This window comes from Streptomyces sp. NBC_01669 (genome assembly GCF_026339735.1).
In the GTDB taxonomy this organism is placed as follows: Bacteria; Actinomycetota; Actinomycetes; order Streptomycetales; family Streptomycetaceae; genus Streptomyces; species Streptomyces yanii.
Map to the genome: position 1 here is coordinate 4,574,824 of NZ_JAPEQG010000001.1, position 13,134 is coordinate 4,587,957.

12 protein-coding genes and 1 pseudogene are annotated in these 13,134 nt (G+C 69.7%); 10 read left to right on the forward strand and 3 right to left on the reverse strand.

Annotated elements, in window-relative coordinates; translation table 11 throughout:
• The first annotated feature begins 1 nt into the window (after position 1).
• From OG972_RS20480 to OG972_RS20495, 4 genes are all read left to right on the forward strand, one after another.
• Positions 2 to 295 carry a Dabb family protein gene (locus OG972_RS20480; protein ID WP_266983527.1) on the forward strand — a complete coding sequence of 98 codons (294 nt, stop codon included), beginning with the start codon at positions 2 to 4 and terminating at the stop codon, positions 293 to 295.
• A gap of 186 nt (positions 296 to 481) precedes the next feature.
• The gene (locus tag OG972_RS20485) at positions 482 to 1,438 is read left to right on the forward strand and encodes an RNA polymerase sigma factor SigF (protein ID WP_266983529.1); all 957 of its coding nucleotides are present in this window, start codon (positions 482 to 484) and stop codon (positions 1,436 to 1,438) included.
• 234 nt (positions 1,439 to 1,672) lie between these two features.
• Complete coding sequence (locus OG972_RS20490) at positions 1,673 to 2,539, forward strand: RNA polymerase sigma factor SigF (protein WP_037695075.1); 867 nt, start codon at positions 1,673 to 1,675, stop codon at positions 2,537 to 2,539.
• A 57-nt stretch (positions 2,540 to 2,596) separates the two neighbouring features.
• The gene (locus OG972_RS20495; RefSeq protein WP_266983532.1) at positions 2,597 to 3,439 is read left to right on the forward strand and encodes a hypothetical protein; all 843 of its coding nucleotides are present in this window, start codon (positions 2,597 to 2,599) and stop codon (positions 3,437 to 3,439) included.
• Positions 3,440 to 3,462: 23 nt separating this feature from the next.
• Here the strand turns inward: OG972_RS20495 and OG972_RS20500 are convergent, their stop codons facing one another.
• The gene (locus tag OG972_RS20500) at positions 3,463 to 3,681 is read right to left on the reverse strand and encodes a hypothetical protein (RefSeq protein WP_266983534.1); all 219 of its coding nucleotides are present in this window, start codon (positions 3,679 to 3,681) and stop codon (positions 3,463 to 3,465) included.
• Positions 3,682 to 4,243: 562 nt separating this feature from the next.
• Between OG972_RS20500 and OG972_RS20505 the strand changes: the two genes are divergently transcribed.
• The 5 genes from OG972_RS20505 (at position 4,244) to OG972_RS20525 (ending at position 9,702) form a co-directional block, all read left to right on the forward strand.
• Positions 4,244 to 4,765: a MarR family winged helix-turn-helix transcriptional regulator gene (locus tag OG972_RS20505; RefSeq protein ID WP_266983536.1), complete on the forward strand. Its 522-nt coding sequence runs from the start codon at positions 4,244 to 4,246 to the stop codon at positions 4,763 to 4,765.
• Between the two features lie 23 nt (positions 4,766 to 4,788).
• Positions 4,789 to 7,284, forward strand: a complete 2,496-nt coding sequence (locus tag OG972_RS20510) for an MFS transporter (RefSeq protein WP_266983538.1) — start codon at positions 4,789 to 4,791, stop codon at positions 7,282 to 7,284.
• Between the two features lie 155 nt (positions 7,285 to 7,439).
• A complete protein-coding gene (locus tag OG972_RS20515) occupies positions 7,440 to 8,255 on the forward strand; it encodes a YceI family protein (RefSeq protein WP_266983540.1) in 816 nt (271 codons plus the stop codon).
• A gap of 9 nt (positions 8,256 to 8,264) precedes the next feature.
• Positions 8,265 to 8,735 carry a PPOX class F420-dependent oxidoreductase gene (locus OG972_RS20520; RefSeq protein ID WP_266983542.1) on the forward strand — a complete coding sequence of 157 codons (471 nt, stop codon included), beginning with the start codon at positions 8,265 to 8,267 and terminating at the stop codon, positions 8,733 to 8,735.
• 13 nt (positions 8,736 to 8,748) lie between these two features.
• On the forward strand, positions 8,749 to 9,702 hold the full coding sequence (locus OG972_RS20525) for an NAD(P)-dependent oxidoreductase (RefSeq protein ID WP_266983543.1): 954 nt from the start codon (positions 8,749 to 8,751) through the stop codon (positions 9,700 to 9,702).
• Between the two features lie 58 nt (positions 9,703 to 9,760).
• Here the strand turns inward: OG972_RS20525 and OG972_RS20530 are convergent, their stop codons facing one another.
• Positions 9,761 to 10,519 (reverse strand): TetR/AcrR family transcriptional regulator, encoded by a 759-nt coding sequence (locus tag OG972_RS20530; protein ID WP_266983545.1) that lies wholly within the window; start codon positions 10,517 to 10,519, stop codon positions 9,761 to 9,763.
• 107 nt (positions 10,520 to 10,626) lie between these two features.
• Positions 10,627 to 12,150 (reverse strand): MFS transporter, encoded by a 1,524-nt coding sequence (locus OG972_RS20535; protein WP_266983547.1) that lies wholly within the window; start codon positions 12,148 to 12,150, stop codon positions 10,627 to 10,629.
• A 149-nt stretch (positions 12,151 to 12,299) separates the two neighbouring features.
• On the opposite strand from OG972_RS20535, the pseudogene OG972_RS20540 reads away from it, so the two are divergent.
• Positions 12,300 to 13,134, forward strand: a pseudogene (locus OG972_RS20540) (endonuclease/exonuclease/phosphatase family protein).

Here is a 13,134-nt window from a genome sequence, read left to right on the forward strand (position 1 = left end):
CATGATCCGCCATCTGGTCCTGTTCAAGCTGAACGACGGCGTGAAGCGTGACGATCCGCGCGTCGTCGCCGGGGCGAAGGCGTTCCAGGAGCTCGGAGGGAAGATCCCGGAGCTGGAGTTCTGGGAGTGCGCCTGGAACATCACCGACCGGCCGATCGCGTACGACTTCGCCATCAACTCCGCGGTCGCCGACGAGGACGCCCTGGGGCGCTACGTCGCACACCCGGCCCATCAGGCAGCCGCCGGACAGTGGCGGGCTTTCGCCACCTGGGTGATTGCCGACTACCCGTTCTGACCTCCGCGGTCCCGGAACCCACGAGCCCCTCGCCATTTCGGTGAGGGGCTTTTCCATGCGTTTAAACCAGCATGACCTCAACACGACACTGTGCGGTGCTTGCACACAGTGGACATGTCTTGTGATGCTATGACCGCTTTTGACGGATGAGTTGACCGAAGTTGACCGCAAAGGGGTGGCCTCACCGTGCCGGCCAGTACAGCGCCTCAAGTGCCTCCCCAGATCGTCCAGAACGACGATGCCCAAACCGCCCAAACAGCCCAGTCCGATCAGTCCACTCAGTCCGATCAGTCCACCCAGTCCGCCTCGGCGACCCGGGCCGCCCCGGCGGCCGAGAGCGTCCAGACCGAGACGCCCGACGGCACGACGCCCGCCAGGACCCGGGGTGCGGACACCAGGGCGCTCACCCAGGTCCTCTTCGGCCAGCTCAAGGAGCTGGAACCGGGGAGTGCGGAGCACGGCAGGGTGCGGGCCGCGCTGATCGAGGCGAACCTCCCCCTCGTGCGGTACGCCGCGGCGCGCTTCCGGAGCCGTAACGAACCCATGGAGGACGTCGTCCAGGTCGGCACCATCGGGCTGATCAACGCCATCGACCGGTTCGACCCCGAACGCGGCGTCCAGTTCCCGACCTTCGCGATGCCCACCGTCGTCGGCGAGATCAAGCGGTACTTCCGGGACAACGTGCGGACCGTCCACGTGCCGCGGCGGCTGCACGAGCTCTGGGTGCAGGTCACCGGCGCCACCGAGGACCTGACGACCGCGCACGGCCGCTCGCCCACCACCGCGGAGATCGCCGAGCGGCTGAAGATCTCCGAGGAGGAGGTGCTGGCCTGCATCGAGGCGGGGCGCTCCTACCACGCAACCTCGCTGGAAGCCGCCCAGGAGGGCGACGGGCTGCCCGGACTGCTCGACCGGCTCGGCTACGAGGACCCCGCTCTCGCCGGGGTCGAGCACCGTGACCTGGTCCGTCATCTGCTCGTCCAGCTGCCCGAGCGCGAGCAGCGCATCCTGCTGCTGCGCTATTACAGCAACCTGACGCAATCACAGATCAGCGCCGAATTGGGCGTTTCCCAGATGCATGTGTCAAGACTGCTGGCCAGAAGCTTCGCGCGACTTCGATCCGCAAACAGGATCGAGGCGTAACCGGATCGGGTAAACCGATCAACGTCCCTCTCAGGCAGCCCGAATGCCGCACACCCCCCGTTAACTGCGCATACGTCACCTGGACTTGTCGACATGTCACTACAGCGTGTTGCCGACATGTGACATTCTGCGTGAACCGCGTTTGCCGCAGCCCCGCCTCCGGTATTCAGGTGGAGGCTGCGTTCCTCCGATGGTCGTGGCTACCGCGACCGTCCGCGACCTCAAGGGGGTGGCATGTCCGCAGAACAGGGCAGCTCGAAGGTGCTCACGCTCACGAAGAGCGCACCCGCACCCGTTGTGCTCACCAGCTCGTCGGAAGCCATCGACACCCGCACTCTGTCCCGCTCCCTGTTCCTGCGGCTCGCCGCCCTGGGTCCCGCACCGGGTCCCGACGGACCGGACAGCCCGGAGCGTGCCTACGTGCGGGACACACTCATCGAGCTCAACCTCCCGCTGGTGCGGTACGCCGCGGCGCGGTTCCGGAGCCGTAACGAACCGATGGAGGACATCGTCCAGGTCGGCACGATCGGCCTGATCAAGGCGATCGACCGGTTCGACTGCGAACGGGGCGTGGAGTTTCCGACGTTCGCGATGCCCACCGTCGTCGGCGAGATCAAGCGCTTCTTCCGCGACACCTCCTGGTCGGTGCGGGTGCCGCGTCGGCTCCAGGAGCTGCGGCTCGCGCTGACGAAGACCAGCGACGAGCTGGCTCAGAAGCTCGACCGTTCGCCGACCGTGCCGGAGCTCGCTGCGGCGCTCGGGGTCTCCGAGGAGGACGTGGTCGACGGCCTGGCCGTCGGCAACGCATACACCGCCTCCTCACTGGACTCGCCCTCCCCGGAGGACGACGGCGGCGAGGGCTCGCTCGCGGACCGGCTCGGCTACGAGGACTCCGCGCTGGAAGGCGTCGAGTACCGCGAATCGCTGAAGCCGCTGCTGGCCAAACTCCCGCCCCGGGAGCGGCAGATCATCATGCTGCGGTTCTTCGCCAACATGACCCAGTCGCAGATCGGCGAGGAGGTCGGCATCTCGCAGATGCACGTCTCACGCCTGCTGACCCGGACCCTCGCCCAGCTCAGGGAGGGGCTCATCGCCGACTGACCCACGCGCAGTCGCGCGAGGGTTCCGAATTGACGGACCGTCAGCCACACTGGCGCGATGCGACGTCAGACATTCGGCTCGACCGGCCGCCGGGGCACCGTGATCGTCGCCTCGGCGGCCGTGCTGTGCCTGGGCGGAGCACTCGCCGCCTGCGGCGCCGGGGCGGGCGAAAAAGACGGCTATGCGGCAGTCGGCGCGGCGGGCACCGGCCCGGAGAAGGCACCCAAGGGCGCGGTCGCGCCTTCGGGCAGGGTGACGCTGATTCCGCTGGACGGGGAGGGCGGCGACGGCGGAGGCGAGGAGCCGAAGCCTGGCTCCTCCGCGGCGAGCGGTGACACCGGCGGTAAGGGGGGCACCGGCAGTGGTGCGGGCGGTGGCGCGGCCGACCGCACGAGCGGCGGTGCGCAGTCCTCCAGCGGATCCGGCGACACCACCGCCGACACCACCGGGGGCGCTGCGGGCTCCAGGGGTGGTACGGGCTCCGCCGGCAGTGCAGGTGGCGGCGGTACCGGTGGCACGGCCTCGGGCGGCGCGGGGGGCGGCTCCGCGACTCCGACCACCCCGTCCGCACCGGGGTCCACCGCACCTGCGGCACCTGCCGTCCTGACCCTGGGCGCACCCGAGCGGGCGGCGGGCGATCACCGCTGGTGCGAGAAGGTGACTGTCGAGTTCCGCAACACCGGCGGCTCACCGGCCCGGTCGGGAACGGTCACCTTCGCCACGCACATCATCGGCGGGCTCGGGATCGACTGGGCGACCGTGGAAACGACCGCGCCACTGCCCGCGCCGATCGACGCGGGAGCGGCGCGGGAGAAGACGTACACCGTCTGCGTGGACGCCTGGCGGGTGCCCCTGGGCATGCATGTCGAGACCCGGGACGTCACCGCCGTCTGGAAGTGACGGATGGGAAGGGCGGGGTCGGGTCAGCCGAGCGCGAGCCAGGCGACCGCGCCGAGGATGACGATCACCGCGACGACGGCGACGATCACTCCGGTCTTCGGTCCGGACGACGCGGCCGGCTGCTGCCGGCGCTGCGGCTCGCCCTCGTCGACGAAGGCGCGGAACATCTGGGTGCTGCCCGCGGGGTCGTAATTGCCCTCGGGGCCCTGGGGGTTGCCATTTACCGGCGGCTGATTACGCATGAATGCATTCCCACTCGATCGGGTGAAGTGCTCGTCGGATACTGCGATATGAAGCCTGTGGAACTGTAGCGTCGTCACGTGGGAGAGGGTCCTGCGGCCAACGCTCGACCCCTCTCGCACCAGGGACTCTGCCCGCCACGGACTGGATCACGCGCGTGACGCGTGCCGCCACCGGGGCGCGAAAGCGGAGAACCAGGTCATCCAAGACCGTTCGGGATGGCCCGCCAGACGCACAGCACCTCGCGCCGGGCGCCAAGGAACGGTTGTGTGCCATGGGTCAGGACCCTAGCGGTCCGACGGCACCTTATGCCCCTACGGGGCGACGGCCGGGCCCCGAGTAACGCTCGGGGCCTACTGCCGTTTCGGGGCCACCGTCCACACCTCCGGTGTGGCACGAGACACACCCGACCCGCCCCGCACACCCTGGGCCTTTGACCTGAACCCGACGCATCCTTTGGCGTTCCTTTACTCCTGCAAGCCGATTTTCGTTTGCCTGCAGCAACCAATCGCTTCTATGGTTGCCCTAAGCAACAAGATGCAGTGACAATCGTCTGGGGGTCCCGTGGCCGCACGGAGTCAGTACGAAGAACTGGCCCGGCAGCTCAGCGCCGTGGGGGCCGTCAAACGCGGACTCGCGCGCATCCTCCCTGCTGAATGTCCTGGCGGATCCGCCGCGGTACTGGCCCTGCTCAGCCAGCACGGCGAAATGCGGATCAGCAGACTGGCCGAGCTGATGGCCGTCGACATGTCGGTTACCAGCCGACATGTCGCCCACGTGGCCGAGCGCGGCTGGATAGAACGGTCTCCGGACCCGGCGGACAAGCGGTCCCGCATCCTGCGGCTGACCCCCGCGGGAAACGCGGTACTCGGCGACCTGAACCGGCGGACCACCGAAATGTTCGCCCACAACCTTCAGGAATGGTCCGACGACGAGGTCGGACAGCTCAACACGTTGTTGGCCCGGCTGCGTGACAGTTTCGCCTGTCGCGGTTCCAGTGGGTGCGCCCCCGGAAGGCACAGCCACGAGTGCCACACGCGGCCCGCCGACAGCGACAACGACTCGCACACCCGTACACCCGTGTAACAGAAGCAAAGCAAAGGAACTCAATGGCTACGACCACACCAACCGGTGTGCGGGGCGGCCACGCCAAGCACGGAGGAAGCTCTTCCTCCGAGGGCGCGCCGATGACACACCGGCAGATCATGGAAGCACTGGCCGGGCTGATGCTCGGCATGTTTGTCGCGATCCTGTCGTCGACCGTCGTCTCCAACGCTCTCCCCGAGATCATCTCGGACCTCGGTGGCGGCCAGTCCGCGTACACCTGGGTCGTCACGGCCTCGCTGCTCGCGATGACCGCCACCACTCCTCTGTGGGGCAAGCTCTCCGACCTGTTCAGCAAGAAGCTGCTGGTCCAGATAGCGCTCGTCATCTACGTCCTGGGCTCGGTCGTCGCGGGTCTGTCGACCAGCAGCGGCATGCTCATCGCCTGCCGTGTCGTCCAGGGCATCGGCGTCGGCGGTCTCTCCGCCCTCGCCCAGATCGTGATGGCCGCAATGATCGCCCCGCGCGAGCGCGGTCGCTACAGCGGATACATCGGTGCGGTGTTCGCCGTCGCCACCGTCGGCGGTCCGCTGCTCGGCGGAGTCATCACCGACACCAGCTGGATGGGCTGGCGCTGGTGCTTCTACGTCGGTGTGCCGTTCGCCGTCATCGCGCTGATCGTGCTCCAGAAGACCCTGAAGCTCCCGGTCGTCAAGCGTGAGGTCAAGGTCGACTGGACCGGCGCGTTCTTCATCAGCGCCGCCGTCTCGCTGCTGCTGCTCTGGGTGACCTTCGCGGGCGACAAGTACGACTGGCTGTCCTGGCAGACCGGCGTGATGCTCGCGGGTTCCCTGATCCTCGCCCTGCTCTTCGTCTACACCGAGTCCCGGGCCAGCGAGCCGATCATCCCGCTGCGCCTCTTCCGTAACCGCACCATCACGCTGGCCTCGCTGGCCTCGCTGTTCGTCGGTATCGCGATGTTCGCGGGCACGGTCTTCTTCAGCCAGTACTTCCAGCTGGCGCGGGGCAAGTCGCCGACGATGTCCGGCGTCATGACGATCCCGATGATCGCGGGTCTGTTCATCTCCTCGACGGTCTCCGGCCAGATCATCACGAAGACCGGCCGCTGGAAGGCCTGGCTGGTCAGCGGTGGCTTCCTGGTCACCGCCGGGCTCGGGCTGCTGGGCACCCTCCGGTACGACACGGAGTACTGGCACATCGCCCTCTTCATGGCCGTGATGGGTCTCGGCATCGGCATGATGATGCAGAACCTGGTGCTCGCCACGCAGAACCAGGTCGCTCCGTCCGACCTCGGCTCGGCCAGCTCCGTCGTCACCTTCTTCCGTTCCCTCGGTGGTGCGATCGGCGTCTCTGCGCTGGGCGCCGTCATGGCGAACCGCGTCACCCACTACGTCAAGGACGGCCTCGCGGACCTCGGTCCGAAGGGCGCGGCCCTGGGCCACGGCGGTACCGGCGGCGGGGGCATCCCCGACCTGGACAAGCTGCCCGCACCGTTCCGTACGGTCGTGGAGAGCGCCTACGGGCACGGCGTCGGCGACGTGTTCCTGTACGCCGCTCCGGCCGCGCTGATCGCCTTCCTCATCACGATCTTCATCAAGGAGGTCGCGCTGAAGACGAACGCGGCGAACGACGCCCCGGTGGCGGCCGATGCTCCCGCCGAGGTTCCCGCCGCGGTGCTCGCCGAGGTCCCGTCCGGTGCTGCCGCGCTGGTCTCCGAGAGCGCGGCCGGGGTCACCTCGGTCGACACGCTCGAAGCTCCGGTGGCAACCGTGCAGGGCACCCCGGTGAGCGGTGTGGTGCGGGGCGCCGAGGGCGCACCCGTCGCCCGGGCCGCGGTCACGCTGATCTCGCTGGGCGGCCGGCAGCTGGGGCGCTCCGTCGCCCAGGCCGACGGCAGCTACCGTCTGGACGCGCCGGGCGCCGGCAGCTACGTCCTGATCGCATCCGCCGACGGCTTCCAGCCGCAGGCGTCCACCGTGGTCGTCGGCGACCAGCAGCTGTCGTACGACATCCTGCTCGCCGGTACGAGTGGCCTGGCCGGGACCGTGCGGGCCGCCGAGAGCGGTGATCCGGTCGACGGCGCCATGGTCATCGTGACCGATGTGCGCGGTGATGTGCTGGCCACCGGCAAGTCCACCGGGACCGGCGAGTTCACCTTCGCCGAGCTGGTGCCCGGTGCGGTGACCGTCGCGGTGAACGCCACCGGCTTCCGCCCGCTGGCGCTGCCGGTGGAGATCGGCGGCCAGGGTGTCACCCGGGTCGACGCCGTACTGCAGTCCGGTGCGCTGGTCCAGGGTGTCGTGCGGGCCGGTTCGGCCCGTCGGCCGCTCCCGGACGCCCGCGTCACGCTCGTCGACGCGGCGGGCAATGTGGTCGCCACCTCGACGACCGGGGAGGACGGGGCGTACGCCTTCGCCGACCTGGACGCGGGCGAGTACTCGGTCATCGCGACCGGCTACCCGCCGGTGGCCGGCGCGCTGACCGTGGCCGGTCGCGGGGTCGACGGCCACGACATCGAGCTCGCCCACCCCGGCGAGTGATCGAGTAACACAGACCCCTGGTGGGCAGCGCTTCGAGCGGAGAGGCTGCCCCCGGTGGAAATGGGCCCCGGTGGTGGGGACGGCAGGCAGGGGACGGCCTGCCGTCCCCGCCCCGGGGCCGACTCATTGAGTCATGGAGCAAGGAGAGAAACGGGATGGGACTTCGCGCACAGGTACGGACGCGGGACGGCTGGGCCGTCCAGCACGCGGTCGTGACGGTGACCGACATGACCGGCACCCAGGTGCTGCGAGCCGCCGCCGACGAGGACGGGGCGGTACGGACCGACGCCCTGCTCCCGGCCGGCGCGTACACGGTGATCGTGACCGCGGTCGGGTACGCCCCCGCCGCGTCGACCGCCCTCGTCACGGCGAGCGGACGGGTCGAGGCCGGCACGGTGGTACTGGCCCGCCAGGGCGGCGTGGAGCTGCCGCCGCCGGGCGCCTGGTCGCTGGACCCGGCGCACTCCTCGGTGGGCGCGGTCGCGCAGCACCTGGGGATCTCCAGCGTGCACGGCCGGTTCACCGAGTTCAGCGGCCGGATCGAGATCGCCGAGGAGGTCCACCGCTCCCGCGTCGACGCCGTGATCAGCGCGGCCAGCATCGACACGGGCAACGGCATGCGGGACAAGCACCTGCGCTCGCCGGACTTCCTCGACGCGGACCGGTTCCCGGAGATCACGTACCGCTCGAACGGGCTCACCCCGGCCGGCCCCGACCGCTGGACCGTGCACGGCCTGCTGACGATGCGCGGCGTCGAGCGTCCGGTCGACCTGGACCTGAGCTACCTCGGCACCGGCCCCGACCCGTGGGGCGGGGTGCGCGCGGCCTTCAGCGCAACGGCAGAGCTGTGCCGCGACGATTTCGCCATGAACTACAACCAGGTGGTGCAGGCGGGCATCTCGGCGATCGGCACGACACTGCGGGTGGAACTGGACATCCAGGCCGTGCAGGGCGAGTCCCTGCCGTCGTAGTCTGCGGACATGGCACCCAACATCGCGACCAACACCGCCGTGGAACTGGATGAGTTGCTGGCGTTCGTACGGCCCCGGCACCGGGCGATCCTGCTGACCACCCGGGCCGACGGCCGCCCCCAGGGATCCCCGCTGACGTGCGGCGTCGACGACTCCGGCCGGATCGTCGTCTCGACCTACCCCGAACGGGCGAAGACCCGGAACGCGAAGCGGGACGAGCGCGTGAGCGTGATCGTCCTGTCGGACGACTGGAACGGGCCGTGGGTGCAGATCGACGGGTCGGCCGAGGTGATCGACGCGCCCGACTCGGTCGAGCCGCTCGTCGAGTACTTCCGGAACATCTCGGGAGAGCACCCGGACTGGGACGAGTACCGGGCGGCGATGGTGAAGCAGGGCAAGTCGATCATCCGGATCACCCCGGAGCGGTGGGGGCCCATTGCTACGGGCGGTTTCCCCGCCCACCTGGCGCCCGGCAGCTGACGGCTGTTCCAGGATGAGTGAGAACGTCCTTCCGGCGCCGGGCCTGCTCGCGCGGGCCCGGCTGCTCGCCGCACCGACCGTCGGCGCCTCCGTCGTCCGCGGCCTGGAACGGGTCACCGGCCGCCCGGTGGAACAGGGTTTCTCCGGCACACCGCCGGAGGAACCCTTCATCTGTGTCGGGGCCGCGCTGCCGGATGCGCTGCGGGGCGGGCCACTGGTGTGGTTCCACAGCGTGAACGCCGGGACGGACACCCTGCTGAGCGCCGGACCATGGCCGTCCGGGGCGCTGCTCACCCGGACGGTGGGCCGCATGGGTGAGCGGATCGCCCAGTACGTACTGGCCTGGGTGCTCGCCGGCTGTCAGTCCGTCCCCGAGTTCGCCGCCCAGCACGCACGGGCCGAGTGGCGCCGTATCCCCTCCGAACTCGCCTCCGGGCAGACCGCCCTGATCTACGGGACCGGTCGCATCGGCTCGGCCGTCGCCGGCCTGCTGCGCGGGTGCGGCATCCGGACCGTGGGCGTGGGGCGCGGGGCAGGTGCGACGCCGGCGGGCTTCGACCGGGTCGTCGGGGCGGACGACGACGCCGAATCGCTCGCGTCCGCGCGCTGGGTGGTCTCCACGCTGCCGCTGACCCCCGCGACGGCCGGCTTCTTCGGGGCGGACCGGTTCGCGGGCATGAGCGGTGCCACGTTCATCAATGTCGGCAGGGGCGCAACTGTGGACATGCGTGCGCTGGAGGCCGGGCTGCGCTCCGGTGCGGTGGGCGGGGCGGTGCTCGACGTGCTGCCCGAGGAACCCGCCGTGCCCGGGGATCGCTGCTGGCAGCTGCCTCGTACGGTGATCACCTCGCACTCCGCAGGCATCACGGCGGACGAGGACGTCGTCACGGACTTCGCCGCGTGCTGGCAGGCGTTGGCGGCGGGGCGGGTGCCGGGGACAGCCGTGGACGTGGGGCGCGGGTACTGAAGGGTGCGGGACACACCCCGGAGGACGCCCCCGGACGTCCCCCGGGGGCGTAACGACACTACCGGTCCCGCATCGCCTCGATCCCCGCGATCAGCAGGTCCAGTGCGAACGTGAAGTCCCGCTCGCGCATCTCCTCGACCGTGTCACCGCCGCGGGCGTCCATCAGGTCCTGCGACGACTCGACGATCCGGCTGAGCTGCGGCTGGGACCGGATCGTGCGCATCGCCTGCTGGAAGAACTCGTCCTGGCTGAGCCCCGCCGCCGCGGAACGCTGCACGATATGGCCCTCGATGGTGCCGAATCCGTACACGAACTGGAAGACCGCGGAGAGAGCGCCCGTCTGCTGGTGCAGCGGCAGCCCGGTCGCCCGGATCACGTCCTGGACGGCGTACGAGAACAGCATCGATTGCGGGCCGATATTGAGGAAATGTCCGGCGAGCGGCGACACCCAGACGTGCCGGACCAGGAGCTCCCGGTAGGTGGTGGCCAGTTCGCGGAGCCGGTCGTGCCAGTGCGCCTCCTCCCGGGGAGGCGCGATCTCGCCGTAGACCGAGTCGAGGGCCAGCTCCAGCAGGTCGTCCTTGGTGTCGACGTACCAGTAGAGGGACATCGCGGTGACGTCCAGCTCGGCGGCGAGCCGGCGCATGGAGAACTTGGCGAGACCCTCGGCGTCCAGCAGCCGGACCGACGCCGCGGTGATCCTGTCGCGGTCGAGGCCGGCCGGCTGGTCCGATTTACGGGTGCGCGACGGTGCCCGCTGATCCAGCCACACACTGGTCCTGGCAGGATTCTTCACTCGGTCGGCCGCGGACACCATGGCGCACTCTCCTCGTCTTGCCGGCGGGACGGACGGGATGACTGAACCGGATCCGTACCCCGTGCGCACGAACCGGATTCGTACAGTCCGGTACGCCCCGACTGATGCTATGCCGCTGCCGCGGCCGAGTCTGCCCGAGCAGATTCTGCCCGCTCCGCCCTGCGCAGGAGTACGGCAGCCAGCAGCCCGCCCGCCAGCACCGCCACCGCCCCGACCAACTGGCTGGTCTCCAGTCCCGAGGCGAAGGCGTCGGTGATCCGCTGCCGCTCGCCGTCGTCGGTCGCCGCGGCGAGCGCCGCGGGAAGCGAGGCGGCCCCGACGGCCGCCGGTACGAGTGCCGCGAACCGCGAATTCAGCACCGCGCCGAGGACCGCGACCCCCAGTCCGTTGCCGAACTCGGCGAGCGTGCCGTTGACCCCCGCGCCCACCCCCGCCTTCTCCGGCGGAATGGCACTCATGATCGCGTTGGCCATGGCCGGCATCGCGAGTGCGATGCCCGCGCCCATGACGACCAGGCCGAGCAGCATGCCGCCGTAGCCGTTGCCACCCAGCAGGGCGATCGCGGCAAGACCTGCGGCCAGCAGGCTCATCCCGGCGGCGATCGTGACGGGCGTGCCCAGCTTGGGCACCAGCCTGGCGCCCAGGCCCGTGAGGTTGAGCGCGACGACGCTCAGCGCCAGCGGTGCCGTGCGCAGACCCGCCTCCAGCGGCTCGTATCCGAGGACGAACTGGAGCTGCTGGGTGAGCAGGAAGAGCGAGCCGCCCATCCCGAAGGCGACCAGGATCGCGCCCGCGACCGCCCCGATGAACTTCTGGTTCCGGAAGAAGTGCATGTCCAGCATCGGGTACGGAATGTGCAGCTCCCACAGCACGAATCCGGTGAGGACACAGACCCCGGTGAACGCGGTCAGCAGCACCTGGCCCGAGGTCCAGCCGTGCTCCGGGCCGGAGATGATCGCGTACACGACGGAGGCCATGCCGATGGTGGACAGCAGCGCGCCGAGCAGGTCGGGGCGCTCGCCGCGCGGGTTCCTGGACTCCGGGACGAGACGGATCACGGCGGCCAGGCCGACGACCGCGACCGGGATGTTGATCAGGAAGATCGCGCCCCACCAGAAGTGGTCGAGCATCACTCCGCCGATCAGAGGTCCCACGGCGAAGCCGAGCGAGCTGACGGTCGACCAGACGCCGATCGCCTTGACCCGTTCGGTGTCGTCGAAGATCTGGACGACGACAGCAAGGGTCGTGGTCATCAGCAGCGCACCGCCGATGCCCATGCCGGCGCGGGCGGCGATCAACTGCACGGACGTCTGGGCCAGTCCGGCCACCAGCGAGCCGATGCCGAACAGGGCGAGCCCCGCGACCAGCATCTTCTTGCGGCCGTAACGGTCTGCGGAACTGCCTGCCGTGAGCAGCAGGCCCGACTGGACCAGCGAATAGGCGTTGATCATCCACTGCACATCGGCGGTGGACGCGTCCAGCTCCCGGGTGAGGGAGGGGATCGCGACGTTGAGGACGGTGTTGTCGAGCAGCACGGTGAGCTGGGCGAGGCAGATGACGCCGAGGATCAGCCAGCGTTGCGGGTGGCTCGGTGACGAGAGGTGGTTCTGCTCGGCGGCGGTCGCCGTCATGCGGGCTCCTTGCGCTCCTGTGGTTCCTATACAGCGTACGAGGGAAGCGTTGTACACCGTAAAGCACCTCCCATACGGTGTACAAGCGACTTTCGCCGGGTACGGTGCTCGACGCTGATCAACAGGGAGCCGACTAGGGCTGGAGTGGCATGTCACTGCGTCGTCGTACGGTGGAAGTCCTGATTGCCGCGGGTCTGTTGGGGGCGGCCGCCGTCCCACCCGCCGGAGCTGCCGGGCAGGGGCATCCGGTGCCTCTGCGCGTCGCCACGTACAACATCCATGCCGGCTCGGGCATGGACAACGTCTTCGATCTGGACCGGCAGGCGGCGGAACTCCGCGCGCTGGACGCCGATGTGATCGGGCTCCAGGAGGTCGACGTCCACTGGGGCACGCGCAGCGAGTGTCGCGGGCGAGCTTGCGGAGCGGCTGGACATGCAGGTGTCGTTCGCCCCGATCTACAGCCTCGACCCGGAGACTCCCGGTGCGTCCCGGCGCGAGTTCGGGGTCGCGGTGCTGTCGAAGTACCGGATCGTGAGCGCCGAGAACCACGAGATCACCCGGCTCTCCACCCAGGTCCCCAACCCCGTGCCGGAGCCCGCGCCCGGCTTCGGTGAGGTGGTCGTACGGGTGAAGGGGATGCCCGTGCATGTGTATGTGACGCACCTCGACTACCGCGGCGACCCGTCCGTGCGGATCGCACAGGTCGCCGACACCCGGCGGGTCATGGCGGAGGACGAGGGGCCGAAGGTGCTGCTCGGCGACTTCAACGCGGAGCCGGGCGCCCCGGAGCTGGCCCCGTTGTGGGAGGACCTGACCGATGCCGAACCGAATGCGCCGACCTTCCCCGCACTGGACCCGGTGAAACGGATCGACTTCGTGGCGGTGTCGAAGGACGGCGTACGGGTACGCGACGCGGCGGTGGCCGAGACACTTGCCTCGGACCACCGCCCGGTTGTCGCCGATCTGCTGCTGCTCCGGCGCTGA

Bases quoted from the DNA above. Each gene is read 5' to 3' on its own strand.
- OG972_RS20480 (WP_266983527.1), top strand. From the start codon at position 2: ATGATCCGCCATCTGGTCCTGTTCAAGCTGAACGACGGCGTGAAGCGT.
- OG972_RS20490 (WP_037695075.1), top strand. From the start codon at position 1,673: ATGTCCGCAGAACAGGGCAGCTCGAAGGTGCTCACGCTCACGAAGAGC.
- OG972_RS20495 (WP_266983532.1), top strand. From the start codon at position 2,597: ATGCGACGTCAGACATTCGGCTCGACCGGCCGCCGGGGCACCGTGATC.
- OG972_RS20500 (WP_266983534.1), bottom strand. From the start codon at position 3,681: ATGCGTAATCAGCCGCCGGTAAATGGCAACCCCCAGGGCCCCGAGGGC.
- OG972_RS20510 (WP_266983538.1), top strand. From the start codon at position 4,789: ATGGCTACGACCACACCAACCGGTGTGCGGGGCGGCCACGCCAAGCAC.
- OG972_RS20515 (WP_266983540.1), top strand. From the start codon at position 7,440: ATGGGACTTCGCGCACAGGTACGGACGCGGGACGGCTGGGCCGTCCAG.
- OG972_RS20520 (WP_266983542.1), top strand. From the start codon at position 8,265: ATGGCACCCAACATCGCGACCAACACCGCCGTGGAACTGGATGAGTTG.
- OG972_RS20525 (WP_266983543.1), top strand. From the start codon at position 8,749: ATGAGTGAGAACGTCCTTCCGGCGCCGGGCCTGCTCGCGCGGGCCCGG.
- OG972_RS20530 (WP_266983545.1), bottom strand. From the start codon at position 10,519: ATGGTGTCCGCGGCCGACCGAGTGAAGAATCCTGCCAGGACCAGTGTG.
- OG972_RS20535 (WP_266983547.1), bottom strand. From the start codon at position 12,150: ATGACGGCGACCGCCGCCGAGCAGAACCACCTCTCGTCACCGAGCCAC.